The sequence below is a fragment of the Paenibacillus barcinonensis genome (assembly GCF_003217495.1).
GTDB lineage: Bacteria > Bacillota > Bacilli > Paenibacillales > Paenibacillaceae > Paenibacillus > Paenibacillus barcinonensis.
This window is the reverse complement of record NZ_QJSW01000002.1, coordinates 429,650-455,008: the sequence shown is the minus strand read 5'-3', so window position 1 is coordinate 455,008 and position 25,359 is coordinate 429,650. Positions and strand designations below refer to the sequence as shown.

Here is a 25,359-nt window from a genome sequence, read left to right as displayed (position 1 = left end):
CATTCACCCTTTCACAGGATCAAATGTAGCTACAGGAACTTCAGTTGCCGTAGAGACGTTCGCGAGCTTGGCATCCAGTTCACGCATGCGATTAAACGATGCGATGGAAACCTCCACTTGTGCATTTGTCGGTTCTTTGGTGGTGAGCAGTTGCAGCCAGAGACCTGGATATCCGAGATAACGAAGGACAGGAATATCACGAAGCGAATTCGTGATTTTGAGAAGTTCAAATGAAACTCCTAATACTACCGGAAGCAGGAGCAGACGCTGGCCCATACGTTCCCACAGACTGTCATAAGTAAATACAGAATACAGGAATATACCGATAATTACAGTCAGCATGATAAAGCTGCTTCCGCAGCGATAATGCAGTCTGCTGTATTTTTGCACATTTTCAGGTGTCAGTTCTTCTCCGGCTTCATAAGCACTGATAACTTTATGCTCTGCTCCATGATATTGGAACAGACGTTTAATCATCGGTGTTTGTGAGATTAACCACAGATAGGCGAGCAGCAGAATCAGCTTGATAACACCTTCCAATACATTATGCAAAAATTGATTGTTGAATGCATTTTTAAATAAGAAGTCCTCGATCACAACAGGAAGCAACGTCAGCACAATTTTGCCAAAAAGGAAGGAAAGAATGGCTACAGCGGTCACACCAATGATCATACTAAGGCTCCAGCCGGAACCTTGCTTCTCTTCTTGTTTGGCCTTTTCTTCCGGCTCCAGTTCATCATCAGCATAAGCGTCAGCAGAGTAATTTAGATGTTTGCTGCCCTTGACACTTGAATCTATAATGCTGACAATTCCTCGCAATAACGGAATCCGCCGCAATTTCATGACCCAGGACTTGTCTTGCTTGGGAACTTCCAGATACGTAATTTCGCCGTCTTTTCTACGAACAGCTGTAACGTTAACGTGTTTTCCGCCAAACATTACACCTTCAATGACAGCTTGCCCCCCGTAGCTGACAGGCTTGGATTGTTGAGGCAAATCATTCACCTTCCTATTCTGTTCTACGCCTTTACAGTGAAAGGCAGTTTAATATCCTTATTGTATCGAATTTTGTGAGCAATTTCTAGTTTACGAGGTAATCCGCAGGTGATGCTGTTAAGATTGTCCTTTTTTGAACATACTACGCCCTAGAACTGTGAGAAAATGTCTAGCATATCGCAAGAGCACATGACAAAGAAGGGGACGTTAAGCATGACGGATTATAATGACGAGGGAATGTCAGGTCGTGATCGCCACGATGAAAAAACAGACCAGAGCTCTCAGCGGCAGCGTCCGCATAAAAGAGATGACAAGGTGATGGGACGGCGTTCGACTCCCAAGCAGGGAGATGCACACTATTATACGAATCCGTTCTCCTTTGCACTGGAGCTGGGGTTCTTTGCCGGTTTGATCTGGGGCGGCATCCACTGGCTGTTCCATCTGCTGCATTTTACTGTAGTGCCTGTCGGGTTTCTGGCTGAGCCGTTTTTTAAACATGAGTATATTTATACTCCGGCAGGGCATCTAACCGGATGGCTGTGTTTCATACTGTTTTCGATGTTGACTAGCCTGTTATACACCTTTACTATCCGAAAATTAAAAGGGCCTTTTCCGGGCATGGTGTATGGCATCGTTTGGTGGGTGATTCTCTTTGTTTTGGTAGGTCCCAAGCTCGGGATGATGAAGCCGCTGAATCGGTTGACATGGGATTCTATCATTACGGAAATCTGCTTCTTCCTGCTCTGGGGCTTGTTTATTGGTTATACCGTGGCAATGGAGTATACGGACGAACGAAAAAGGGAGCCGGAGCACGCCGGAGCCTAGACGCAAAAAAGCTTCTCAATCCGGCAATGGCTGTGTTAAAATAGCAGATGGTTATTTGCAGAGAGGGTGGAGAAGCAATGAAACGAATTATTGTGATCAATGGCCCAAACCTGAACATGCTTGGAGTTCGTGAACCAGGCATCTACGGCACGATGAGTCTGAAGGATATTGAAGACAACATTCGCAGACAGGCAGAGCAATTGGGTGTCTCCATCGCTTTTTATCAATCCAACCATGAAGGGGACATCATTGACCGCATTCATGCTGCTCTGGGTGAGACAGACGGGATCATATTGAATGCCGGGGCGTTTACCCACTACAGCTATGCTATACGTGATGCAATCAATGCCGTGAAGGTTCCTACCGTGGAGGTTCATCTATCCAACATTCATGCACGCGAAGCGTTCAGACATCATTCAGTGCTTGCAGCAGAAACGATCGGGCAGATTGCCGGATTTGGCGAAGTAAGCTATGAACTGGGATTGCTGGCTCTCGTGCGTCATCTGGACAAACAAACCTGAGCCGGGAACCCGGGAATGTGAGAGAAAGAAGGGTTACCGATGGAAAACAAACGAGTACACAAGTTACGCGAGGCGATGGCTGAGCGTGAACTACAAGCAATGCTGATTACAAATCCGATCAACCGTCGTTATATGACGGGCTTTACGGGCTCGGCAGGCTATGTGCTTATCACGGAAAATGAAGCATACCTGCTGACTGATTTCCGTTATATGGCGCAGGCATCCTTGCAAGCCAAAGGTTTTAACGTGCTGGAGCACGGTGTTAAACCGATGGATTCTGTGCGGGATCTGCTCGTAGCTGCTAACCTCAAGGAAGTAGGCTTTGAGCAGGATTCAGTCACATTCGGTACACATGCTGCTTATGTAGAAATACTGCAATCCGTTAAGCTGAAAGCTGTATCCGGGTTGGTAGAGCAGCTTCGCATGTTTAAAGATGCGGACGAAATTGCGGTTATGCAGCGGGCGGCAGACTTGGCTGATGCCACGTTCAGCCACGTTCTGCAATTTGCCAAACCAGGCATGACTGAACGTGAAGTGGATCTGGAGATGGAGTTTTTCATGCGCAAGCATGGAGCGACGAGTTCTTCCTTTGATACCATTGTCGCTTCGGGTGAACGCTCTGCAATGCCTCACGGCGTGGCAAGCAGCAAGGTCATTGGACAGGACGAACTCATTACATTTGACTTTGGTGCGCTGCTGGACGGATATTGCTCCGACCTGACACGTACAGTTGCTACAGGCAACCCTGTTCCTGAGCTTCGCAAGATTTATGATATTGTACTGGAAGCACAGCTACATACGCTGGAGCATCTGAAACCAGGTATGACCGGACGGGAAGCAGATGCACTTGCACGGGATATCATTGCAGGCTACGGATACGGAGATCAGTTTGGACACAGCACGGGCCACGGTCTGGGTATGGAAGTTCATGAAGCTCCACGTCTGTCCAAGCTCAGCGATGATGTGTTGAAACCGGGCATGGTGGTTACTGTTGAACCAGGGATTTACATTGATGGACTTGGCGGTGTACGGATTGAGGACGATGTGGTGATTACCGAAACAGGTATCCATATCCTCACGAAATCGGACAAGAAGTTCACCGTTATTGGATAATCTGCCAGCTGCTTGAGATATGAAATAATTCATATCACTCACTTTTTACTTATACCAGGAGGGATTTTTTGTGATTTCAGTTAACGATTTTAAAACAGGCTTGACCGTACAAGTAGACAACGATATTTATACCGTACTTGATTTCCAACATGTTAAACCAGGTAAAGGCGCTGCCTTCGTACGCTCTAAGTTGAAAAACTTGCGTAACGGCAATACCGTTGAAAAAACATTCCGTGCAGGCGAAACAATCGGTCGTGCCATCATCGAGAACCGTGGTGTATCTTACCTGTATGCAAGTGGCACAGAGCACACGTTTATGGACAACGAAACTTATGATCAGTTCACGTTGACAAGTGATCAACTGGAATGGGAATTGAACTTCCTGAAAGAAAACATGAACGTGAAAATCGTCAGCTACCAAGGTGAAATTCTCGGTATCGACCTGCCTACAAGCGTTGAACTGAAAGTTATTGAAACAGAGCCAAGCGTTAAAGGGAACACAGCACAAGGCGCTACCAAAAACGCTAAAGTAGAAACGGGCTTGAACGTTCAAGTTCCTTTGTTCATTAACGAAGGCGATATGCTGTTGATTGATACACGTGAAGGTAAATACTCTTCCCGTGCGTAACTTTCATACGCTGTAAGCTATTAAGCGTGAATGAAAACCCTTTGCCACTCATCGGCAGAGGGTTTTTTTGAAAAAAGATTAGCCTATCAGGCGCTTTCGTAATATACTGGGTTAAAGTCATTTCTCGGAGAGAATAATGACGAAAGACATCAATTTATGCATAACTGCACAAGGTAGGGAGTGGATTTGCGTTGTCATTGTACGTCATGAAATTTGGGGGCAGCTCGGTCGGAGATACAGAGCGCATGAAGCGTGTAGCCGGTCGTGTTGTGGAAAAAGCGGATGAAGGACATCAATGTGTTGTCGTGGTTTCGGCCATGGGAGATACAACTGATGATTTGATTGATCAGGCAAAGCTGCTGAACAGCGATCTGCCTGCTCGTGAAATGGATATGCTGCTCACAACAGGAGAGCAGATTTCGATCTCGTTATTGTCTATGGCTATACAGGCACTTGGACGCAAGGCGGTATCCTTCACAGGATGGCAGGCCGGTTTCCGCACTGAGCCGGTTCACGGCAAGGCTCGCATTCAGGATATTCGTCCTGAACGTGTCAAAGCAGCTCTGGCTGAGGGCAATATTGTTATTGTAGCCGGTTTCCAAGGCATGACGGAAGATGGTGAGATCACCACCTTGGGCCGTGGCGGCTCGGATACGACAGCGGTTGCACTGGCCGCAGCCATTCAGGCCGACGCTTGCGAAATTTATACGGATGTGGACGGAATCTATTCCACAGATCCACGGATCGTCAAAGTGGCACGCAAGCTGAAGGAAATTTCTTATGACGAAATGCTGGAGCTTGCGAATCTTGGAGCAGCGGTGTTGCATCCTCGTGCGGTAGAGTACGCGAAGCATTCCGGTGTACCTTTGATTGTAAGATCAAGCTTTAACCATAATGAAGGAACGGTTGTTAAGGAGGAAGCAGCAATGGAACAAGGCGTAGTGGTAAGTGGGATAGCATATGATAAAAATGTAGCACGTATCAGCATTTTGGGAGTACCCGATGTGCCTGGTGTGCTGGCTGAAGTATTCGGTGCACTTGCTGCCGAGCAGCTCGATGTAGACATCATTGTACAGAGCGGCGTGATGGATGGCAAAGCGGACTTCTCGTTCTCCGTTGCGCTATCGGATCGCGAAAAGGCATTGCATGTCATTGAAGGCTTGCACAGCCGCCTGCCATATCGTGAAGTAACCTCCGAAGAGAACCTGGTTAAAATCTCGATTGTAGGCGCAGGTATGGTAAGTCATCCGGGTGTGGCTGCCAAAATGTTTAAAGTGATCTCCAGCGAAGGCGTAAGCATCAAAATGGTAAGCACATCGGAAATTAAAGTTTCCTGTGTTATTGATGGAGAGAAGCTGCATGATGTGATTAAAGCATTGCATACAGCATATGATCTGGATACAGAAGAGCAAGCTGTGATCGGTGGACCGCAAGTCCGCAGATAACGGATTGTAAAAATAGGTTGATGAAGAGGTGTACCGTTGCCGATAGGGCAGGGTACACCTCTTTTTGGTATGCACCGTTGTTTGCATATATTATCTTCCAACCCTCGCAGTAGCCCTGATGATAATTGATAGATTTAGCGTCATAAAATGAATGTACAGGCATAAACTTGAGATATGAACAAATGTCAGAGATGAAAAATAAGATGAATGACAAAGTTGGAGGAGCCTACACATGAAAGTGAAATGGAGGGACCTTTTTCCGGAACCGATCCGAACCATCTTAGGCAGAATGCCACCTGCCCAATTGGACCAAGTGGAAGAAGTTCGTATTCGAGAAGGCAGACCCCTGGAGATTAATGCGGGCAACACCTACCACTTTCTTACGGCAGAGGGCTTGATGACGGGTAAACCGGAAGAGGCGTATATTCCCCAGAAGGAAGTGACGCACAGACTGCTTGATCTCATAAGTAATCATTCCCTGTATACCTTGGAAGAGGAGCTACGAAAAGGTTTCATCACGATTCCCGGCGGACATCGAATTGGACTTGCTGGTCGAACCGTGCTGAGTGGAGGGCGTGTAGAATATTTACGGGATATTAACGGATTCAACGTTCGGGTGGCCCGAGAAGTTGAAGGCATCGCTGACCCAGTTCTTCCTTATCTGCTGGATATGAATAGCGGACAAGTGCTGCATACGTTAATTTTGTCTCCACCTCAACAAGGAAAGACAACGTTGCTACGTGATCTGGCAAGACAGATTAGCAGTGGTACAAAGCTGGCGTCCGGTAACGAAATGAGACAAGGTATACGCCCGAGGTTAAAGGTTGGCATTGTGGATGAACGTTCTGAAATTGCAGGGAGCTACAAGGGAGTACCCGGATTTGATGTTGGGCCACGGACAGATGTCATGGATGGATGCCCGAAGGCAGAGGGCATGATGATGATGCTTCGTTCAATGTCGCCGGATGTTCTCATTGTGGACGAGATCGGCCGGCCGGAGGATGCCGAAGCGGTGATGGAGGCTCTGCATGCAGGGGTTTCCGTTATCGCGACTGCACACGGTCGGGATCTGGCAGAGCTGTCGGCCAGACCTGCCTTGAGAACGTTAATAACCGAGCAGATGTTTCAGCGGTATGTGCTGCTGCAACGGACGAGCCGAGGCATGAGCTTCAAGCTGGCTGACGGCAAGATGCGAGGCATGCAACATGCCGGGGCAGGAGGTGAAGCCTTTGGTTAATATGTTCGGTGCAGTGCTGATTATGATCGCCAGCTCACTTGCAGGCTTTTATAAGGCGAGACAATATGCATTGCGTCCAAGGCAGCTTCGAGAATTAATCGCTGCACTCCAGCGTTTGATGACAGAGATCAATTATGGTCTAACGCCGCTTCCAGACGCGATGAGCAAGATGGGGGCACAGACAAAAGAACCGGTGAGGACTCTATTTATGCATGCTGCAGCACAGATGGAGCCCCCTCTCGGGCTCACGGCCAGAGAGAGTCTTCAATCCGGTGTCGAGCAGGCGTGGGGAAGATCTGCCATGAAGTCAGACGAGCGTGAAGTTATGATGCAATTAAGCTTCAGCCTTGGCACCAGTGATCGTCAGGATCAGACCAAACACATTTCATTAGCTATACAGCAACTTATGCATGAGGAGTCCCGCGCACAGGCCGATCAAGTGAAGTATGAACGGATGAGCCGCAGCCTGGGGATGCTTGTCGGAGCGTTAATCGTCATTCTGATCTTCTGAAATAGCCGGGATAGCGAGGTGCCAAGGTCATGAATTTAGAAGTGAACGCAATCTTTCAAATTGCGGGCATTGGAATCATTATTGCGATGATTCATACAGTGCTGAAACAAATGGGAAAGGAAGATATGGCTCACTGGGTGACCGTCATCGGATTTGTCGTTGTATTGTTTATGGTCGTCCGTATGCTGGACAGCCTGCTGCAAGAGATTAAATCCATATTTCTTTTTCAATAAGAACGGTCATGAAGCCGGATGGTGGTGACCCGTGGAGATTATTCAAGTTGTTGGTCTGGCACTCATTGCAACCGTACTGATTCTCGTCATCAAGGAACAGAAGCCGATGTTTGCCTTTCTGATTGCGGCAGCAGCCGGTGTGGTCATTTTCATGCTGCTGATTGGCAAGATTGGAGCCGTTATCGAAGTGCTCAAGCGTCTTGCTGAACAGTCGGGCATGGAGAGCATCTATCTCAAAACGGTCCTGAAAATTATAGGCATTGCTTATATTGCTGAATTTGGCGCTCAGATTGTCAGGGATGCGGGGCAAGAAAGCATTGCATCCAAAATTGAGCTGGCTGGCAAGGTATTGATTCTCGTACTGGCAATTCCAATCATCAGCATTATTATTGAAACCGTCATGAAACTGATGCCGGTGTAGAAAGGGCGTGCGGACAACCGATGAAATCTCTGCATGACAAGCCGCGCTGGCACCTCATGATGGTGATGATGATTTGTTTGATGTTTGGCATGCTCGGGCAGGTTATGGCCAGTGCGCCTTCGAACGAGTGGATGCAGCAGCAGGCTGATCAGCTTCCGAAGGATCAGGTAGAGAAATACTGGGATCAGCTTATGAAGCAATATGGAGGTTTTTTTCCCGAAGGCAAGACGCCATCTTTCATGGATATGTTAATACCCGGGAATGAGGGCTTCAGTCTTAAAGCTGTATTTTCCGCGATTGGCACATTTATGCTACATGAGGTTTTATATAACGGCAAACTGCTAGTCACGATTGTTATGTTAACGGTACTCAGCATGATTCTAGAGACACTGCAGACTGCCTTTGAGAAAAATAATATTAGCAAAATCGCTTATGCCATCTGTTATATGGTCATTATTATTATTGCAATCAACAGCTTCAGCGTTGCAATCGGTTATGCCAAAGAAGCCATATCCAGCATGATTAACTTTATGATGGCGATGGTCCCGCTTTTATTCACATTACTGGCCTCCATGGGGAATGTCGTTACCGTATCGGTAACGCACCCGCTGATCATATTCATGATCCACATGGTAAGCACGCTGATTCACTTGCTGGTGTTCCCACTTCTCTTTTTCTCAGCTGTGCTGCATCTGGTGAGTTCAATCTCAGACAAGTACAAGTTGACACAGATGGCGGACCTGCTGCGCAATATTAGCGTAGCCCTGCTGGGTATTCTGCTGACGATGTTTCTTGGTGTCATCTCGGTACAGGGAGCATCGGGCTCTGTTGCAGATGGCGTCAGTTTAAAGGCGGCCAAATACATTGCCGGCAACTTCGTGCCTGTGGTCGGCAGAACCTTTGCAGATGCAACAGATACGGTCATAACGGCATCATTACTGGTCAAAAATGCAATTGGGCTGACAGGCGTCATTATAATTTTGTTTCTGTGTGCTTTTCCGGCAATCAAAATACTGGCGCTGGCCTTAATCTACAACGTGACCGGTGCGATTATGCAGCCGCTGGGGGATACACCCATTGTGGAGTGTCTGCAAGCGATTGGCAAAAGCATGATTTATGTCTTTGCCGCACTGGCGGCCGTTGGACTGATGTTTTTTCTGGCAATCACCATTTTACTAACCGCAGGGAATCTGACCGTCATGATGCGATAAAGGATTGCAGACAGAGAAAGGGGATGGTGAGGATGGGGTGGCTGAGCAGTTGGCTACAGGATCTGATTTTGATCATTTTGTTAGCGACATTTGTTGACATGCTGCTTCCGAATCGTTCCATGGAGCGTTACGTCAAGCTTGTGCTGAGCCTCCTTATTCTGCTAACCCTGCTGTCACCGATTACCAAACTGCTGCGAAGTGATCCGGTAAGCGAGCTGAAACGAGCGATGTCTGCAATGGATGCACCCTCAGATGGGCAGGCAACATTGGAACAGATTCTGGCGAAAGGTAGACAGCTGCAAGCCAATGAACAACAGCAGTCCCTCCGTTGGACGGCCAAAGAACTGGCTAACGTGATGAAAGGACAGATCGAGGATACAACTGGTGCGAAGGTGCAGTCTGTCGAGGTGCAGCTAGCGATGAAGAAACAAAGTGCTGACGCAGAAATAGCTTCTTCGGTGGATTTGCCTGTCATTCAGCGTGTTGCAGTACAGATGGCGGGTGGAGATAAGAAAGAAGCAGACGAGCAGGCGCCGATAGATCGACCGATCTTTGCCACGCATGAAACAGATGAAGCTGAAGCGAATCAGCCAGGGTCTCAGCCAATCGAGATTCAGCCGATAGAAATTTCCAAGGTACAGGTTGAGTCAAAAGGTCAGCCCCCGAGCAGCAATGTCACACCTTCCAATCAAACGTCAGAATCAGTTGCTGCACAAGGCGCAGATGAAGGCTATGATTCACAGCCAGCTAGCGCTTCACGATCTGAACATGCTGTCCAGATTATTACGCTGTTAACCGAGCAATGGAAGATTGATGCGAGTCAAGTGCAGGTGACCGAGATGAAACAAGCTGAAGTGCTGTAACAGCACGGAGAAGGAGGGGAAACAATGAAACGGTGGCTCAAGAAGCTGGAGACCTGGATGAGCGGCGGGGAAAATGGGGCAAAGCGAAGTCAAACCTTCCGCTGGCTGATCATTCTTGGACTGATCGGGGTAGGCATCATGCTGTTTAATTCTTTTGTTAACGTCAAAAAAATTGATTCCGAGAACATTGGTCGTGAACCGCCGGAGCAGGCAACTTCGATGTCGGCTATGCAGAATGAGCTGCTTGAAGAGAATCCTTTCCAGGCGATCGAGAGCGCTTTTGAAGACAAAATGAAAGGGATTCTGGAAAATATCGTCGGCGTAGGTACGGTTGATGTAATGGTTACCGTTGATTCAACAGAAGAGCTGGTCGTTCAGCGGAACGTTAAAGATTCACAGCAACTTACCGAAGAGACGGATGCAAATGGCGGCAAACGCCATATGACGCAATACACCCGGGACGGCGAGATTATTACTTATGAAATATCAGGGGATCAGACGCCGATTGTCACCAAAAAGCTGAAGCCGCAAATACGTGGTGTGCTTGTGGTGGCGAGAGGTGCGGAGAACAAGGTGGTCAAGGATCTGATAACAGATGCTGTTGAAAAAGGTTTAAACGTTGCGGCCTACCGTATTTCGGTCGTTCCGCGCAAGCAGGATTAAGATCATTCATCCATGAGCTGCGAGATATAGGCATGATTCTGCCACAATCAACACTATTTTGAGGAGGATGTTATAAATGAATAACAAACGTCAAACGATATGGCTTGTTTCCATGCTGAGTCTGATGGTTATTTTATCCGCGTATTATCTCTTTACGGAGGATTCGGGGCCTGTAAATCCACCTGTGGCTGACAGTCAGCAAGTGGATGGCATGAAGCAGGGAGAGGCGAAAGAGACAGCTGGCATTATGGACCCTACAGATGGCCTGGTGATCAACGAGGTGGTTAATGGTGGGAAGGTTTCCGATGATGCTAGTGCAGCAGATCCGGCCGGTAACGCGTCAGGGGCAGAGGGACAGGAAGCAGGCAATAAGGAGAAAGCGCCCGCAGGAGATCAGGGAGCAACCGAAGGTGAGAACGGCAAGAAGCCGGATGCAACTACAGAAAAAGGAACGACAGCCGCGCCTGAAACAGAAGGTAAAACAGAGGGGAACGCAACAAAGACGGATGAAGAAGTACTCAAAGAGATGGAGCAGCAAAATACGGCAGTATCGGCCAGCAGTCAATTCCAGAATTACCAGTGGCAGCGTGAGGAGAGCAACAATCGCAAGTATGAGGAACTGCTGACGGTGGCGGGTGATTTAAGCAAAACACCGGAGGAAAATGCAAAAGCAACAGAGCAGATACGGGCGCTGGAAGATAAACAGGCCAAAATTACAGGTATCGAAGAAACACTGTCCCAGCAGTATCCAAATGCCATCGTTCAGGAGGAAGCAGACAAGTATAAAGTGGTGGTGTTAAGTGAAAAATTGGACGTCAAACAAGCGGTTTCGATCGTTGATCTGGTGATGAAAGAATTATCTGTAGCGCAAAATAAAATCAGTGTGCAATATGTCACGGAACAGTAATCGGTAATGTGGTAAAGGGCGCCGGGAGCGTGTTCGACTCTCGGGCTCTTTCCATTTTTAATGATTATGATATAATACATAAAGCCATATGACCGTCCTCGTGAGACTGGCATGATGCCGAAGGAGTGAATAATGGAAATGTTTAAATTGAGTGAAATTAAAGAACTGATTAAATTGGTGGATGAAAGTTCCGTTCAGGAATTGGAAATTGAAAATGAAGGATCACGTCTTTCGATCCGCAAGCCCGGCAAAACGGAAATAGTGCAAGCTGCTGCAATCCAGCCGCAAGTGATCGCTGCTCCGCAACAACAGGTACAGCCAGCAGCTACTGCAGTTGTGAATGAGCCTGCTCCTCAAGCGGATACAACAAGTCATTTACATAAAATTGTATCTCCGATGGTGGGTACGTTTTACAGAGCCTCTTCACCGGAAGCAGGTCCTTTTGTAAGCGTGGGTGATAAAGTTGTTGAGAAAACAACGGTATGCATCATCGAGGCTATGAAGCTGATGAACGAGCTTGATGCTGACATCAAGGGACAAATCGTTGAAGTGCTGGTTGAGAACGGACAGCTTGTCGAGTATGGACAACCTCTGTTCCTGGTAAAACCAGAATAACCTGTTATAACGGGCGAACAGCAGCCGCATGAGCTTCGAAGGAGGACAATAACCAAATGAAATTTCATAAAATTTTGATTGCCAATCGCGGCGAGATTGCTGTACGAATTATTCGTGCGTGCCGTGAACTCGGTATATCGACAGTAGCTGTCTACTCGGAAGCAGATAAGGATTCCCTGCATGTCCGTTTGGCAGATGAGGCTTACTGTATCGGACCAACGCTGTCCAAAGACAGTTATCTTAATTTTACGAACCTGATGAGTGTAGCTACTCTGACGGAATGTGATGCTATCCATCCGGGCTACGGCTTTTTGGCCGAGAATGCTGACTTTGCGGAAATCTGTGGTTCCTGCAATATTACGTTCATCGGTCCATCGCCGGAGGCTATTACAAAGATGGGGGACAAGGCTGTTGCGAAGCAGACGATGAAGGATGCGGGTGTACCTGTTATCCCAGGCTCGGACGGCCTTGTTGAAACAACGGAAGAAGCAATTATGATTGGCCGTGATATCGGTTACCCTGTAATTATCAAAGCTACTGCAGGTGGCGGGGGTAAAGGAATTCGTATTGCTGAAGACGAGCAAGAGCTGGTAAAACAGATCACTGCTGCTCAGCAGGAAGCACAGAAGGCGTTTGGCAACGCGGGTGTGTATCTGGAGAAGTTCCTGACAGGCATGAAGCACGTTGAGATTCAAATCATGGCCGATAAACATGGCAATGCTGTGCATCTTGGCGAACGTGATTGCTCGGTTCAGCGCCGTCGTCAGAAGCTCGTTGAGGAAGCACCGTGTCCTGTGCTGAATGAGGAAGTGCGTACTCTCATGGGAGAAGCTGCTGTCCGTGCGGCGCTTGCGGTGGATTACTCGGGAGCGGGTACGCTTGAGTTTCTTCTCAGTCCAACGGGCGAGTTTTACTTCATGGAGATGAATACTCGTATTCAGGTGGAGCACCCAGTAACAGAGATGGTAACGGGCGTCGACCTGATCCGTGAAATGATCTCTGTGGCAGAAGGCCATCCGCTCTCTTTCCGTCAGGAGGATGTTGTGATTAACGGCTGGTCGATTGAGTGCCGGGTTAATGCAGAAGATCCTGAGCGTAATTTCATGCCTTCACCTGGTAAAATCGGATTTTATCTCGCGCCAGGAGGACCTGGTGTTCGCGTAGACAGTGCAGCCTATCCAGGGTACACAATATCGCCTTTCTATGACTCTATGATTGCGAAGTTGATCGTATGGGGAGCAACCAGAGAAGAGGCCATTGCCAAGATGAAGCGTGCACTGGCAGAGTTTGCGATTGAGGGAATATCTACAACGATTCCGTTCCATCAGAAACTGCTTGAACATCCAACGTTTATTCGCGGAGATTTTGATATTAAATTTCTTGAGGAAAACGAGATTTAACAGTCATATTGGGCTTGTTTGTCATAAACCAGCTCAAATGATATAGTATGTAATAATAAGAGCGCATGTCTCCTGCACTGGATAAGCCCGCGTCAGCGGAAAGGCTGCAGGAGTTCCGGTAAAGCCGGACCGGAAGGGTTCTGGAGCTTGTGGATATGAACCGGCGCCCTGACGGATGGCCGCAAACTTATCTCGCGAAAGGTGTGTTAAACATTTATGAGTACACTACCGACTGAATTTGAACGTACGGATATCGGTGAAATCCAGATCGCACCTGAAGTTATTGAAGTGATCGCTGGACTTGCAACAGTGGAGGTTAAAGGTGTTGCAGGCATGAGTGGTGGATTCGCGGGCGGATTCGCGGAGCTGCTTGGCCGCAAAAACCTCTCCAAAGGGGTTAAGGTTGAAGTAGGGCAACGTGAAGCTGCAGTGGATGTGTCCGTTATTATTGAATATGGATACCGTCTGCCGCAGGTTGCAACTGAAATTCAGCAAAACGTGAAGCGCTCCATTGAGAACATGACGGGTCTTAACGTGAATGAAGTGAATGTGCATATTCATGACGTTCAGTTCAAGAGTCCTGAAAAAGTGGAAGAAGTTGACCTGAACACGCAACGTGTAAAATAAAAAGAGACAGATTCCCCCGGCACACTTGCCGGGGGTTATCCCGTCTTGGACAGGTCTTCGATATCCTGCTTTTGGCTGGACAAGGATATGCTCGTCATACCCTTCAGCAGGTTTAGTAATGTGAGTGAGCAAGGGAGGCTGTGCAGTTCGTGGCTAAAATTCTGGATCGGCTTCTGTTGTTTATATACAGCATAAGCGTAGGAGCAATATCGGCAGCAGTTATTTTACTGATTAGCGGTGTGCTGCCATACGAATTGAATTACCAGCAGGAACAAAACGTGATTGTGGCCTCAATCGTCACAGCAGCGATTTTGTTTGTTCTGAGTTTGCGTTTTTTCTACATCTCGATTCGGCGTCAACGCGGCTCGTTGCCATCTGTGGATCAGCGTACCGAGTTCGGGGATGTGCAAATTTCGATGGAGACGATTGAAAATCTCTGTTTGAAGGCAACTTCCCGTTTCCGTGGTGTACGTGACGTCAAGGCGCGTATTCGTGTGGTGGAGTCGGGACTGGAGATCAAGATTCGGGCGGTTGTGGATGGTGAGACACCTATTCCAGCGTTGACAACGGATCTTCAAAGGGCGATACACGATCATGTGCAAGAAATTACGGGCATTCCGGTTTCTTTTGTCACCGTGTATATTGCTAATGTAACCCAGTCGCCTAACTACAAGAGTCGCGTGGAATGAGGTGAGTTTCACTGATGTTGTGGAAAGAGATTTGGGATAACTACAAGGGCCGCATTCTTGGCGTTGCTTTTGGTATTTTGTTAGGGTTTCTTTATGTTTGGATCGGTTTCTGGGATATGTTGTTCTTTGCACTCTTGGTGTTCATCGGTTATACGTTTGGCAGACGAAGCGATGCGAAGCTTGGCTCGTTTATTCCCTGGGGGGAATTGCGAGAGTGGCTTGGGGATCGTTGGCGTCCGTTCAAATAACCTGTCTGAGCCCTGCAATATGTTTCTTCCGAAAATAGAACTTTAGTTTGAGTTGCCCGATTTTCGGAGGAAACGTTTTGCAGGTTTTTTTGTGAGAAAAGAGCGCAAGTAGGAGCAAGGTGTCATGGGTATCCTTTAAATAGGGTAGTGGATGGTGCCTTGATTTTTAAAATAAGCATGATGACGCTCTGAGAAGAGCGCTGCAGGAGGCAGGACATGAAAAGACGTTTGGCAAGGGAAATTGCAGTACAAAGTCTGTATCAGATGGAAATGAATGAAGTGAGCGCAGCTGAAGCGGTGAATATGCTCATCAATGAAGCAGCGGAAGAAAATGAAACGGAAGTTGTTATCCGTAATGAAGAAGTAATGCGCAGCTATGTTACCGAGATGGTGCAGGGTACCTGGAGTCACAAGGAAGCCATTGATGGTTTGCTGGTTGATTATTTGAAAGGCTGGCAGCTCAGCCGTTTGTCGCGTGTTGATCGCCAAATTTTGCGTTTGTCTACGTATGAGATGGTGTTCCGTGACGATGTTCCGGCTAAAGTTTCGGTCAACGAAGCAATTGAGCTGTCCAAGTATTTTGGTACGGACGAGTCTGGCAAGTTTGTTAATGGTGTGCTTGGGCGTATGATTCAGGAAGTAGACAGCATCAAGCAAAAATTATCCTGACCAGCGTTCTTAAACGAGCAGGCAGGCCAGCTTTCTTTTGAGATTACATCCAGATCGTTTTATCTAATATATGTTCATATAGGGGAGAGAGAGTACAATGACAGCATCTATTATTAACGGCAAAGAAGTATCCCAAGAGCTCCGCGCAAGCATGACCGCAGAAGTGCAACAGCTTAGCGAACAGGGGGTAGTACCTGGTCTGGCAGTTGTGCTCGTTGGTGAAGATCCGGCATCTCAGGTGTATGTACGCAACAAGGAAAAAGCATGCCATGATCTCGGTTTTTATTCCGAAGTGCATCGTTTGCATGCAAGCACATCTCAAGCAGATTTGCTTGCGCTGGTGGACAAGCTTAACAAACAGGAATCCATTAATGGGATTCTGGTGCAGCTACCGCTCCCAGGACACATTGAGGAAAAGGCAGTGATTGATGCGATCGCTGTAGAGAAAGATGTAGATGGCTTCCACCCTGTTAATGTTGGTAATCTGGTCATCGGAGATGACAGCTTGCTGCCATGTACTCCAGCGGGTGTTATTGAGCTGATCAAGCGTACCGGAATTGAAATGTCTGGTAAACATGCAGTGGTAATCGGCCGAAGCAACATTGTCGGCAAGCCGGTATCCCTGCTCTTGCAGCGTGAGAACGCAACGGTAACCATGTGTCATTCTCGTACAGCCAACATGAAAGAAATTACACGTCAGGCAGACATTCTCGTTGTAGCCATCGGTCGCGCGAACTTCGTTGATGCTGAGTACGTTAAACCGGGTGCAGTAGTCATTGATGTCGGCATGAATCGTTTGGATAACGGAAAACTCGCAGGTGATGTTGATTTTGAAAGTGTTAAAGAGGTCTCCGGCCCAATTACACCTGTGCCTGGCGGCGTTGGCCCGATGACCATTACGATGCTGATGCAGAACACGCTGATCGCGGCGAAGCGCGCTCACGGACTGGCCTAGGTATCTGTCTGTGGCAGAGCAGAAAATTTATTCTATCAAGGACCTGAACCGTTATATCCGGATGAAGCTGGAATCGGATCAGGTTCTGTCGGACGTCTGGCTACGCGGAGAGATTTCGAATTTCACGCATCACTCCAGCGGCCACATGTATTTTACGTTGAAGGATAAGGATAGCCGAATTAAATCAATTATGTTTGCTTCTCATAATCAGCGATTGCCCTTTGTACCGAAGGAGGGTGCAAGGGTTATTGCGCGTGGTAATGTGTCTGTGTATGAACGGGATGGTCAGTACCAATTCTACGCTACACATATGCAGCCGGATGGCATAGGCAGCTTATATCTGGCTTATGAGCAGCTGAAAAAAAAGCTGGATGAGGAAGGGCTTTTTTCTGCCGCTCGCAAAAGACCTATTCCCCGCTACCCGCAAACGATTGGTGTTGTTACTTCGCCTACAGGCGCGGCTGTACGTGATATCATGATTACACTCCAGCGGAGATACCCGTCTGCGAGGGTGGTGCTATACCCCGTGCTCGTTCAAGGAAAGGGTGCGGCACCATCCATCGTTAAAGCTATTCAGAACTTAAACTTCATGAAGGAAGCAGATGTGCTGATTATAGGACGGGGCGGGGGATCACTGGAGGAGCTGTGGGCGTTTAACGAGGAGATTGTTGCTCGCGCCATTGCTGCTTCTACCATTCCAGTCATCTCCGCGGTGGGGCATGAAACGGACTTTACGATTGCGGACTTTGCCGCAGATTTACGAGCTGCGACTCCTACGGCGGCGGCTGAGCTTGCTGTACCGAATCGGGCAGAGCTGCTGGAACAGATTGCTCAAAGACAGCGGCAGCTACAGAGCAGTTTGAGACAGCGTGCGGTATATCATCGGGAACGGTTGACCCGATTACAGCGCTCTCCAGTGCTGGTGCATCCACGGAGGACGTTGATGCAGCACACAGAGCGTCTCGATATGCTGCAGCAGCGTTTGCAGCGAAGTGTGAATACACGTATGAGGTGGACCCTGGAGAAGCAGGAACGCTTGCGTGCAGCGTTGCAGCGCTTTAATCCTCGGGAACAGGTGAACTCAGCGCGTCGTGATCATGCGGCAGCGCGAAAGCAGCTTGAACTGGCGATGAGGTCCATCACGCGCAGCAAGCAGCAACAATGGAAATCATTTGTGCGGCATCTTGATGCACTTAGTCCTTTAAAAGTCATGTCTCGAGGTTATAGTCTCGTCTATGACGAGCATGAACAGCGATTAATCAAATCTTTAAAAGATGTACAGCCTGGAGATTCGGTTAAGATCAAATTAGCGGACGGGCAGCTTGACTGTCAGGTTTGGGGAATGAAGGAGGACGACAACATCCATGGCAAATGAACCGGAACTGAATTTTGAAGAGGCAATGGCGGCATTGGAAGACATCGTTGGTCAACTGGAGCATGGTGATGTTCCTCTGGAGCAAGCGATTGATCTGTTTCAGCGTGGTATGAAGCTCTCCCAGTTGTGTGGTCTCAAGCTCGAACAAGTGGAACGCAAGATCGAGATGATCGTAGAAGAAGATGGAGAGCTTCGTAAAAAGCCGTTTGGTACGGCGGATGATGAGAGCGGTGAAATGAATGAGTAACCGTGCTCCATTTGATGTTTATTTGCAGGAGATTACTGGAGAAGTTACCGAAGCATTGAAGCATATTCTTCCTGAGCACTGGGATGTACCACGTTCGCTGACGGAAGCGATGCAGTATTCTTTAATGGCCGGAGGCAAACGCCTTCGTCCACTTCTGGTCGTTGCTGCGGCGGAAGCCTTCGGTGCGGAGCGTAAAGCTGCGATGCCGGCAGCCTGCGCCGTGGAGATGGTTCATACGTATTCCTTGATCCACGACGACCTGCCTGCTATGGATAATGACGATTATCGCAGGGGAAAATTAACGAATCACAAAGTTTTTGGTGAGGCCACAGCCATCCTTGCGGGTGATGCTTTATTGACCCATGCTTTTTACAGCATTGTTCAGTCTGGTCGCCAAAGCGGAGTGAGTGCTGATGCTTTGTTGTCGATTGTGGAGGATCTGGCAGAGCTTGCGGGAGCCAGAGGCATGGTCGGTGGTCAGGTAGCGGATATGGAAGGCGAGCAGGGGATGACGGACTTGTCACAGCTCCAATATATCCATTTGCATAAAACAGGTGATCTGATTGTTTTTTCACTCATTGCAGGTGCACGGATTGGCGGGGCCACGGAAGGGCAGCTTGAAGCGTTAAGTGTGTTTGGACGTGATCTTGGTCTGGCATTCCAGATTCAGGACGATATTCTCGATCTGACGGGTGACGAGCAGAAGATGGGCAAGAAAACACAAAGTGATGTGAATCAGCAGAAGGTAACCTACCCGTATTTTATCGGCATGGAAGCTTCCATTGCCGAAGTGAAGTCGCTCACACAATCCGCCAAGGATGCCCTTGAACGAGCCGAGCTGCCTGATGCTTCAAGGTTAATGGAGATTGCTGATTACCTGATGAGCCGTGACCATTAATTTCGTACCGTCCTATGAAGTGTGCTGATTCAAAGAGGAAAGAATGGTGTAAACAATGTAATGGCCTTTTCTTGCCAGTACGTGAAAGCCCCTTTTCTCATTGTACAAGGATACATAATTCAGAGCTTCGCATATGAACCGGCCACCGGAAATTGTGATCGGATGCACAGGCCGTAAATTATGATTCTTGTTTTTTTATGGTATAATGGTTCAATGTTATGGAATCAATTACGTTTCATTCAATGAAAAAACAACAAATAATAAACAAACATTCTAGGAAAGCGGGGAGATTCTCGTGCTGCTTCCACAAATTAAACAACCCAGTGATCTAAAAGGGATGTCCCATGATGATCTTGCCCTTTTGTCGGCAGAGATTCGGCAGTTTCTGATTGAGAAGCTGTCAGCTACAGGCGGGCATCTTGCACCAAACTTAGGAGTGGTTGAGCTCACGGTGGCCCTGCACTACTGCTATAATAGTCCGAAAGACAAAATGATTTTTGACGTAGGGCATCAGGCTTATGTGCATAAAGTGTTAACGGGCCGAATGGATCGCTTTGACACGCTTCGCCAGCAGAATGGATTATGCGGATTTGTCAAACGCAACGAAAGTGAGCATGACGTATGGGAAGCTGGTCACAGCAGCACTTCATTGTCTGCGGCTATGGGCATGGCTCTTGCTCGAGATCTGAAGGGTGAAGATAATCAGGTTATTCCCATTATTGGTGACGGTGCACTGACTGGTGGTATGGCGTTTGAAGCGCTCAACCATATCGGTCATGAGCAGCGGAAGATGATGGTGGTGCTGAATGATAACGAAATGTCCATTGCCCCTAACGTGGGTGCGATGCACAAATATTTGAGTAAAATTCGCTCCGATCGTCATTATTTGAAGGCAAAAGATGATGTAGAGGGCATGCTCAAAAAAATTCCTGCCATTGGCGATCGTCTGGCCAAGTCGGCAAGCTGGATCAAAGATAGCGTCAAATATATGATGGTTCCTGGTGTGCTTTTTGAAGAGCTGGGATTCAAATATTTGGGGCCGATTGACGGACATGACATTCCTCAATTAATCGAAGCGTTCAAACAAGCGGATAATGTGGACGGCCCGGTGCTGGTGCATGTACTCACAACAAAAGGTAAGGGTTATCAGCCTGCCGAGGCTGATTCGCATAAGTGGCACGGCATATCTCCGTACAAGATTGAATCGGGTCAGGTGCTGAAGGCCGTCGGCAAGCCCATGTATACGGAGATCTTCGGACAAACGCTGGTTGAACTTGCCAAGGAGGACAAACGCATTGTCGCTGTTACACCTGCAATGCCGACAGGCTCAGGTCTGATCCCGTTCAGCAAGGCTTATCCCGATCGAATGATTGATGTCGGTATTGCCGAGCAGCATGCAGCGACGATGTGTGCGGCACTTGCGATGGAAGGCTTGAAGCCGGTCTATGCGGTATACTCGACATTCATGCAGCGTGCGTATGACCAGATTGTGCACGACATTTGTCGTCATAACGCCAATGTAATGTTTGCAATTGACCGCGCAGGATTTGTTGGACCGGATGGTGAGACACATCAAGGGGTATACGATGTTGCCTTCATGCGTCACATTCCGAATATCGTGCTGATGATGCCAAAGGATGAGAATGAATTGCGCCATATGATGAAAACGGCGCTTGATTATAACGAAGGTCCGATTGCTTACCGTTATCCACGTAACAATGTGGTTGGAGTACCTTTGGATGAGGTGCTTGTACCTATTCCGATTGGGACATGGGAGCAGCTGCGTCCAGCTGAGGGTTACGCTATCATCGCTTCCGGTTCTATGGTGCAGCTGGCTGAGGAAGCGGCGGAGGTAATCAAGCGTGAAGGTATCAATACCGGTGTAATCAACGCACGCTTCCTGAAACCGCTGGATGAGCAAATGTTGCGAGATCTCGCTGTGAGGGGAACGAAATTAATTGTTCTCGAAGAAACCTCTCAGGCGGGCAGTATGGGCAGTGCGGTATTGGAATTCTATGCCGAGCAAGGGATACATGATGTTCAAGTGCACCTGATGGGCATTCCTGATCGTTTTATTGAGCATGGAAGCATCAAGGAGCAACGTGAGGAAGTTGGACTTACGGTGGAGAACGTGTGCAATGAACTTCGGAAAATGGTGGTTCAATCTTCATACGGAATGTCCAAAACACGCTTTCCATCTTAATAGCTGTTTAAAATGAAAAGAATGATTCATTGCTTTAGTGAGGGTGGATTATTAGTGGATAGGAGAAAGACATGTCACTCCCGAAAGAACGAATAGATGTGCTGCTGGTGGAGCAGGGCTATTACGAAAGCCGTGAGAAGGCAAAGGCTGCAATTATGGCGGGTCTTGTATATGCCAATAATGAGCCGATTGAAAAAGCAGGGATGAAAATTCCGAGGGATGCGGAGATTAAAGTCAAGGGCTCTGTACATCCATATGTAGGTCGAGGTGGACTGAAGCTCGAAAAAGCGATCCGCCACTTCGATCTAAATATGAATGAGCTTGTCATGCTGGATATTGGCTCCTCCACTGGCGGTTTTACCGATTGTGCTCTTCAGCATGGTGCATCCCATGTTTATGCTATTGATGTCGGGTACAATCAGCTGGATTGGTCCTTACGAAACGACGAGCGGGTCACAGTTATGGAACGTACGAATTTCAGATACGTCACACCTGAGGATTTACTCGGACCTGTGCCAAACTTCGCGAGCATTGATGTGTCCTTCATTTCCTTACGGATTATTTTGCCACCTCTTTTAGCATTGCTGCAGAAGCCTTCAGATATTGTGGCATTGATCAAACCGCAATTCGAAGCAGGGCGAGATAAGGTAGGAAAATCCGGGGTAGTTCGTGATTGGAAGGTACACAAGGATGTATTGCAAACGACGCTTCATTTTGCCAGTCAACTCGGTTTAACGCTGAAAGGGCTGACCTTCTCTCCGATTACAGGCGGTGAGGGTAATATTGAATTTCTCGCACATTGGCGACTGGAAGCACCGGAGGCCGAACAACCAGAGAACGACAGCGCTTTACTTGAGCTTGATACACTTGCTGAGCAGGTGGCCAAGGAAGCGGCACATACTTTCACGGGAAACTCATCATAGGATGAGTTTCTTTTCGCTGGAAAGATGTTTCAGGATAAAGGAAAACTGCTGTTCAATCTCGAATATGTTTTCGAGGTGAGCAGTGATGAACGGGCAATCTGACACAATAGTAATTGGTGTATTAGCTGTCTGTTTGATCGTATGGTTGTTTTTTGGACTGCGTAGCTGGGTGAATCGTCCCATTCCGGTAAGCCTGGCAGAGCTGCAGCTGAATGAACATATTCAGCCTTCTCCTGCACTGGAATTGCTTGAAGAGAATGGGTATGACGTCATTGGTGGCAAAATGAAGGTTCCATTAGCCTTTGAAGCGGATGAGGCCGTATTATACAGCAGGCTGTTCATTGATTATGTTGCGGAGCGGGAGGATGCTCGATATTTAGTGAAAACATCCCGCCGCAGACTGCCGCTTGAACTGAGCGGACCTGCGGTCAGAGACCGTTTCCTTTCTTATCTGCTCTTATATCCTGGATGTGAAGGTTTACTGTATGTTGACCTTGAAAATTCCGATATTATTGTTATCAGGCTTATGGATTATCAGGAAGACGTGTATGATGGAGAAGATATGGACTAATCTATACTAAGCATGAAATTTGACGCTCGAAAATTTGACATAGGACAGCATTGCGGTGATGTAAGCCGCTTGATTGCAATACATTTTACTGGAGGCATGTATGAAAGGACAACGACATATTAAAATTCGTGAAATTATTAGTCAGAATGAAATAGAAACCCAGGATGACCTGGTTGAAGCACTGCGCCAATCGGGTTTTCAGGTTACGCAGGCAACGGTATCCAGGGATATTAAGGAACTTCTATTAATTAAAATTCCGATGGATGACGGGCGATACAAATACTCCTTACCGACCGATCAGCGTTATAATCCGATTCAAAAGCTCAAGCGTGCATTGGTGGATAACTTTCTGCATATTGACCACACAAACAATCTTGTAGTTATGAAATGTTTGCCAGGAACGGCGAACTCCATTGCTGCATTGCTGGATAACATTGAGTGGACTGAAGTGATGGGCACCATCTGCGGAGATGATACGATTCTGATCATTTGTCGTACGGAGGATAACAGTGTGACTGTCATTGAACGGATTATGGGATATATTGCTTAAATCAGCCGGAGGTGTTTTTGCAGATGTTAGTTACGTTATCCATTCGCAATCTGGCCGTGGTGGAGGAAGTGGACGTTGTCTTTCATCCGGGATTTCATGTTTTGTCCGGGGAAACCGGTGCGGGTAAATCCATTATTATAGATGCTTTAGGCTTAATCGCAGGGGGACGAAGCTCGGCCGATTTAATTCGGTACGGATGTGATAAGGCGGAGATGGAAGCGCTGTTCGAGATGGAGCCTACACATCCGGTGTGGAGCACGTTGGAGCAGCTTGGCATTCACTGTGAGCCTGAAGAACATCTGGTCATTCGGCGCGAATTAAACACACAGGGCAAGAGCACGTCACGCATTAATGGACAGCTGGTCAATCTGACGATGCTTCGTGAAGTGGGCGAGAAGCTGATCAACATTCACGGTCAGCATGAGCACCAGAGCTTGCTGCGCGCAGAAAGTCACCTTGGTTTGCTGGATACGTATGGCTCCGAAGTTATAGGTCCAGTCAAGGCGAAGTATCAGGAGCGATACAGCAAATTTATCGCCGCAGAGAAGGAACTAAGGGCACTTCAGGAATCCAGCCAACGGGCATATCAGTTGCTGGATATGTACCGTTTTCAGCTTGAAGAGATTGCAGCCGCCAGCCTTACCCGAGGAGAAGATGAATTACTCGGTGAAGAACGGGTCAAACTATCCCATAGCGAGAAAATGATGGACAGTGTAGTTGGTGCATATGAATTGCTGAGTGGACAAAAGGGCTTGGAAGCGGTCAGTCTGGCTTTGTCTCGTATTGAGGATATTTCCGGTTACGACAGTAAAGGTTTACAGCCGATTGTTGAACAGCTGCAATCTGCTTTTTATCAACTGGAGGATGTGACGTTCCAGCTTCGGGACTATCGGGAACGAATCGAGTTTAATCCGGGCAGGCTTGAGGAAGTGGAGCAGCGTCTGAATCTGATCTCGGGCCTGAGACGTAAATATGGCGACAGTGTTGAATTGATTCTGAACTATTATGAACAGATTAGCCATGAAACAGACCAGCTTGAGAATAAAGATGAGCGTTTGGAGAAGCTGCGTTCAGAGCGAGACAAGCTGCTGGTACACGTTATGGAATCTGCCGAGGAACTGAGCAAGGTACGGAAGCAATGTGCCGAGGAGCTGGCTGCTCAAGTCGAGAGTGAACTCAAAGATCTACAGATGGAGCGGACATCATTGCGTGTTCAGATCGTGCCTGCAGAAGATCCAAAGGGAATCGAGTGGAATGGTCGCCGTATACGCTTTAGCCGCCAAGGTGCAGACAATGCTGAGTTCCTGATCTCGCCAAACCCCGGAGAGCCGCTGAGACCACTTGGCAAGATCGCTTCGGGTGGAGAGCTGTCCAGAATGATGCTGGCGATGAAGAGCATCTTTGCTCGACATGACCGAATTCCGGTATTGATTTTTGACGAGGTGGATACGGGGGTAAGTGGTCGTGCGGCTCAATCCATTGCGGAGAAGCTATATCGTCTATCTTCGACTTGTCAGGTGTTTTCGATCACACACTTGCCGCAGGTGGCATGTATGGCGGATCATCAGTATTTGATTGAAAAGCATGTGTATGATGGCCGCACGATGACCCAGGTGGAGTCGTTATCTCAAGAAGGTCGAGTGAAGGAATTGGCACGTATGCTTGGTGGCGTGGAAATCACAGAAAAAACGCTGCATCATGCACAGGAAATGCTGAATTTGGCGGAAGCCAAAAAAGGGTGAAACGGACGGCTGGCGTAATGTTTGACAGTAATAAAAGCCTGGGGGCAGGGTTATCTTATAGGTACGCAATTGG

The 25,359-nt window shown here is 47.9% G+C and carries 29 protein-coding genes; 28 read left to right on the top strand and 1 reads right to left on the bottom strand.

What is annotated here, in order from left to right; translation table 11 throughout:
- Positions 1-3 precede the first annotated feature (3 nt).
- Complete coding sequence (locus DFQ00_RS05660) at positions 4-996, bottom strand: DUF1385 domain-containing protein (RefSeq protein ID WP_110895308.1); 993 nt, start codon at positions 994-996, stop codon at positions 4-6.
- Between the two features lie 318 nt (positions 997-1,314).
- On the opposite strand from DFQ00_RS05660, the gene DFQ00_RS05655 reads away from it, so the two are divergent.
- The 28 genes from DFQ00_RS05655 to recN all read left to right on the top strand — a co-directional run bounded on the left by DFQ00_RS05655 (position 1,315) and on the right by recN (position 25,286).
- Positions 1,315-1,821, top strand: a complete 507-nt coding sequence (locus DFQ00_RS05655; RefSeq protein ID WP_425271006.1) for a YqhR family membrane protein — start codon at positions 1,315-1,317, stop codon at positions 1,819-1,821.
- Between the two features lie 77 nt (positions 1,822-1,898).
- On the top strand, positions 1,899-2,342 hold the full coding sequence (gene aroQ, locus DFQ00_RS05650) for a type II 3-dehydroquinate dehydratase (protein ID WP_110895306.1): 444 nt from the start codon (positions 1,899-1,901) through the stop codon (positions 2,340-2,342).
- 39 nt (positions 2,343-2,381) lie between these two features.
- Positions 2,382-3,455 carry a M24 family metallopeptidase gene (locus DFQ00_RS05645; protein ID WP_110895304.1) on the top strand — a complete coding sequence of 358 codons (1,074 nt, stop codon included), beginning with the start codon at positions 2,382-2,384 and terminating at the stop codon, positions 3,453-3,455.
- A 70-nt stretch (positions 3,456-3,525) separates the two neighbouring features.
- Positions 3,526-4,083: an elongation factor P gene (gene efp / locus DFQ00_RS05640; protein WP_110895302.1), complete on the top strand. Its 558-nt coding sequence runs from the start codon at positions 3,526-3,528 to the stop codon at positions 4,081-4,083.
- 191 nt (positions 4,084-4,274) lie between these two features.
- Positions 4,275-5,528 carry an aspartate kinase gene (locus DFQ00_RS05635; protein ID WP_110895300.1) on the top strand — a complete coding sequence of 418 codons (1,254 nt, stop codon included), beginning with the start codon at positions 4,275-4,277 and terminating at the stop codon, positions 5,526-5,528.
- A gap of 232 nt (positions 5,529-5,760) precedes the next feature.
- Positions 5,761-6,765 carry a stage III sporulation protein AA gene (gene spoIIIAA, locus DFQ00_RS05630; protein ID WP_110895298.1) on the top strand — a complete coding sequence of 335 codons (1,005 nt, stop codon included), beginning with the start codon at positions 5,761-5,763 and terminating at the stop codon, positions 6,763-6,765.
- Positions 6,758-7,276: a stage III sporulation protein SpoIIIAB gene (gene spoIIIAB / locus DFQ00_RS05625; protein WP_110895296.1), complete on the top strand. Its 519-nt coding sequence runs from the start codon at positions 6,758-6,760 to the stop codon at positions 7,274-7,276. Before spoIIIAA ends, spoIIIAB begins: the two co-directional genes overlap by 8 nt.
- 29 nt (positions 7,277-7,305) lie before the next feature.
- On the top strand, positions 7,306-7,509 hold the full coding sequence (gene spoIIIAC, locus DFQ00_RS05620) for a stage III sporulation protein AC (RefSeq protein WP_017687585.1): 204 nt from the start codon (positions 7,306-7,308) through the stop codon (positions 7,507-7,509).
- 31 nt (positions 7,510-7,540) lie between these two features.
- Positions 7,541-7,930, top strand: coding sequence for a stage III sporulation protein AD (spoIIIAD, locus tag DFQ00_RS05615; protein WP_110895294.1), 390 nt, complete (start codon positions 7,541-7,543; stop codon positions 7,928-7,930).
- Between the two features lie 56 nt (positions 7,931-7,986).
- The gene (gene spoIIIAE, locus DFQ00_RS05610) at positions 7,987-9,141 is read left to right on the top strand and encodes a stage III sporulation protein AE (protein ID WP_425271005.1); all 1,155 of its coding nucleotides are present in this window, start codon (positions 7,987-7,989) and stop codon (positions 9,139-9,141) included.
- A gap of 32 nt (positions 9,142-9,173) precedes the next feature.
- On the top strand, positions 9,174-10,004 hold the full coding sequence (gene spoIIIAF, locus DFQ00_RS05605; RefSeq protein ID WP_167433615.1) for a stage III sporulation protein AF: 831 nt from the start codon (positions 9,174-9,176) through the stop codon (positions 10,002-10,004).
- 24 nt (positions 10,005-10,028) lie between these two features.
- Positions 10,029-10,667, top strand: coding sequence for a stage III sporulation protein AG (gene spoIIIAG / locus DFQ00_RS05600; RefSeq protein ID WP_110895288.1), 639 nt, complete (start codon positions 10,029-10,031; stop codon positions 10,665-10,667).
- Between the two features lie 76 nt (positions 10,668-10,743).
- Complete coding sequence (locus tag DFQ00_RS05595) at positions 10,744-11,574, top strand: SpoIIIAH-like family protein (RefSeq protein ID WP_110895286.1); 831 nt, start codon at positions 10,744-10,746, stop codon at positions 11,572-11,574.
- A gap of 138 nt (positions 11,575-11,712) precedes the next feature.
- The gene (gene accB, locus DFQ00_RS05590; RefSeq protein WP_110895448.1) at positions 11,713-12,189 is read left to right on the top strand and encodes an acetyl-CoA carboxylase biotin carboxyl carrier protein; all 477 of its coding nucleotides are present in this window, start codon (positions 11,713-11,715) and stop codon (positions 12,187-12,189) included.
- A 56-nt stretch (positions 12,190-12,245) separates the two neighbouring features.
- Entirely contained in the window at positions 12,246-13,589 is a 1,344-nt protein-coding gene (accC, locus tag DFQ00_RS05585; protein WP_110895284.1) for an acetyl-CoA carboxylase biotin carboxylase subunit, read from the top strand.
- Positions 13,590-13,805: 216 nt separating this feature from the next.
- Positions 13,806-14,216 carry an Asp23/Gls24 family envelope stress response protein gene (locus DFQ00_RS05580; RefSeq protein ID WP_110895282.1) on the top strand — a complete coding sequence of 137 codons (411 nt, stop codon included), beginning with the start codon at positions 13,806-13,808 and terminating at the stop codon, positions 14,214-14,216.
- Positions 14,217-14,365: 149 nt separating this feature from the next.
- The gene (amaP, locus tag DFQ00_RS05575; RefSeq protein ID WP_110895280.1) at positions 14,366-14,905 is read left to right on the top strand and encodes an alkaline shock response membrane anchor protein AmaP; all 540 of its coding nucleotides are present in this window, start codon (positions 14,366-14,368) and stop codon (positions 14,903-14,905) included.
- A gap of 14 nt (positions 14,906-14,919) precedes the next feature.
- Entirely contained in the window at positions 14,920-15,153 is a 234-nt protein-coding gene (locus DFQ00_RS05570) for a DUF2273 domain-containing protein (RefSeq protein WP_110895278.1), read from the top strand.
- A 216-nt stretch (positions 15,154-15,369) separates the two neighbouring features.
- On the top strand, positions 15,370-15,822 hold the full coding sequence (nusB, locus tag DFQ00_RS05565; protein WP_110895277.1) for a transcription antitermination factor NusB: 453 nt from the start codon (positions 15,370-15,372) through the stop codon (positions 15,820-15,822).
- A 97-nt stretch (positions 15,823-15,919) separates the two neighbouring features.
- Positions 15,920-16,777 (top strand): bifunctional methylenetetrahydrofolate dehydrogenase/methenyltetrahydrofolate cyclohydrolase FolD, encoded by an 858-nt coding sequence (gene folD / locus DFQ00_RS05560; protein ID WP_110895275.1) that lies wholly within the window; start codon positions 15,920-15,922, stop codon positions 16,775-16,777.
- A 10-nt stretch (positions 16,778-16,787) separates the two neighbouring features.
- Positions 16,788-18,152 (top strand): exodeoxyribonuclease VII large subunit, encoded by a 1,365-nt coding sequence (gene xseA, locus DFQ00_RS05555; protein ID WP_110895273.1) that lies wholly within the window; start codon positions 16,788-16,790, stop codon positions 18,150-18,152.
- The gene (gene xseB / locus DFQ00_RS05550; RefSeq protein WP_110895271.1) at positions 18,142-18,399 is read left to right on the top strand and encodes an exodeoxyribonuclease VII small subunit; all 258 of its coding nucleotides are present in this window, start codon (positions 18,142-18,144) and stop codon (positions 18,397-18,399) included. The genes xseA and xseB overlap by 11 nt, the downstream gene beginning before the upstream one ends.
- Positions 18,392-19,297 carry a polyprenyl synthetase family protein gene (locus DFQ00_RS05545; protein ID WP_110895269.1) on the top strand — a complete coding sequence of 302 codons (906 nt, stop codon included), beginning with the start codon at positions 18,392-18,394 and terminating at the stop codon, positions 19,295-19,297. The genes xseB and DFQ00_RS05545 overlap by 8 nt, the downstream gene beginning before the upstream one ends.
- Positions 19,298-19,592: 295 nt before the next feature.
- The gene (dxs, locus tag DFQ00_RS05540; protein ID WP_110895267.1) at positions 19,593-21,500 is read left to right on the top strand and encodes a 1-deoxy-D-xylulose-5-phosphate synthase; all 1,908 of its coding nucleotides are present in this window, start codon (positions 19,593-19,595) and stop codon (positions 21,498-21,500) included.
- A 71-nt stretch (positions 21,501-21,571) separates the two neighbouring features.
- On the top strand, positions 21,572-22,423 hold the full coding sequence (locus DFQ00_RS05535; protein ID WP_110895265.1) for a TlyA family RNA methyltransferase: 852 nt from the start codon (positions 21,572-21,574) through the stop codon (positions 22,421-22,423).
- An 85-nt stretch (positions 22,424-22,508) separates the two neighbouring features.
- Positions 22,509-22,994 (top strand): hypothetical protein, encoded by a 486-nt coding sequence (locus tag DFQ00_RS05530; protein ID WP_110895262.1) that lies wholly within the window; start codon positions 22,509-22,511, stop codon positions 22,992-22,994.
- Between the two features lie 100 nt (positions 22,995-23,094).
- Entirely contained in the window at positions 23,095-23,544 is a 450-nt protein-coding gene (gene ahrC, locus DFQ00_RS05525) for a transcriptional regulator AhrC/ArgR (RefSeq protein WP_110895260.1), read from the top strand.
- Positions 23,545-23,567: 23 nt separating this feature from the next.
- On the top strand, positions 23,568-25,286 hold the full coding sequence (recN, locus tag DFQ00_RS05520) for a DNA repair protein RecN (protein WP_110895258.1): 1,719 nt from the start codon (positions 23,568-23,570) through the stop codon (positions 25,284-25,286).
- Positions 25,287-25,359 lie beyond the last annotated feature (73 nt).

Bases quoted from the DNA above. Each gene is read 5' to 3' on its own strand.
- aroQ (WP_110895306.1), top strand. From the start codon at position 1,899: ATGAAACGAATTATTGTGATCAATGGCCCAAACCTGAACATGCTTGGA.
- DFQ00_RS05580 (WP_110895282.1), top strand. From the start codon at position 13,806: ATGAGTACACTACCGACTGAATTTGAACGTACGGATATCGGTGAAATC.
- spoIIIAE (WP_425271005.1), top strand. From the start codon at position 7,987: ATGATGGTGATGATGATTTGTTTGATGTTTGGCATGCTCGGGCAGGTT.
- nusB (WP_110895277.1), top strand. From the start codon at position 15,370: ATGAAAAGACGTTTGGCAAGGGAAATTGCAGTACAAAGTCTGTATCAG.
- xseB (WP_110895271.1), top strand. From the start codon at position 18,142: ATGGCAAATGAACCGGAACTGAATTTTGAAGAGGCAATGGCGGCATTG.
- DFQ00_RS05645 (WP_110895304.1), top strand. From the start codon at position 2,382: ATGGAAAACAAACGAGTACACAAGTTACGCGAGGCGATGGCTGAGCGT.
- spoIIIAC (WP_017687585.1), top strand. From the start codon at position 7,306: ATGAATTTAGAAGTGAACGCAATCTTTCAAATTGCGGGCATTGGAATC.
- spoIIIAF (WP_167433615.1), top strand. From the start codon at position 9,174: ATGGGGTGGCTGAGCAGTTGGCTACAGGATCTGATTTTGATCATTTTG.
- spoIIIAA (WP_110895298.1), top strand. From the start codon at position 5,761: ATGAAAGTGAAATGGAGGGACCTTTTTCCGGAACCGATCCGAACCATC.
- accB (WP_110895448.1), top strand. From the start codon at position 11,713: ATGTTTAAATTGAGTGAAATTAAAGAACTGATTAAATTGGTGGATGAA.
- DFQ00_RS05595 (WP_110895286.1), top strand. From the start codon at position 10,744: ATGAATAACAAACGTCAAACGATATGGCTTGTTTCCATGCTGAGTCTG.
- DFQ00_RS05655 (WP_425271006.1), top strand. From the start codon at position 1,315: ATGGGACGGCGTTCGACTCCCAAGCAGGGAGATGCACACTATTATACG.
- DFQ00_RS05530 (WP_110895262.1), top strand. From the start codon at position 22,509: ATGAACGGGCAATCTGACACAATAGTAATTGGTGTATTAGCTGTCTGT.
- recN (WP_110895258.1), top strand. From the start codon at position 23,568: ATGTTAGTTACGTTATCCATTCGCAATCTGGCCGTGGTGGAGGAAGTG.
- folD (WP_110895275.1), top strand. From the start codon at position 15,920: ATGACAGCATCTATTATTAACGGCAAAGAAGTATCCCAAGAGCTCCGC.
- DFQ00_RS05545 (WP_110895269.1), top strand. From the start codon at position 18,392: ATGAGTAACCGTGCTCCATTTGATGTTTATTTGCAGGAGATTACTGGA.
- DFQ00_RS05535 (WP_110895265.1), top strand. From the start codon at position 21,572: ATGTCACTCCCGAAAGAACGAATAGATGTGCTGCTGGTGGAGCAGGGC.
- DFQ00_RS05570 (WP_110895278.1), top strand. From the start codon at position 14,920: ATGTTGTGGAAAGAGATTTGGGATAACTACAAGGGCCGCATTCTTGGC.
- accC (WP_110895284.1), top strand. From the start codon at position 12,246: ATGAAATTTCATAAAATTTTGATTGCCAATCGCGGCGAGATTGCTGTA.
- ahrC (WP_110895260.1), top strand. From the start codon at position 23,095: ATGAAAGGACAACGACATATTAAAATTCGTGAAATTATTAGTCAGAAT.
- spoIIIAG (WP_110895288.1), top strand. From the start codon at position 10,029: ATGAAACGGTGGCTCAAGAAGCTGGAGACCTGGATGAGCGGCGGGGAA.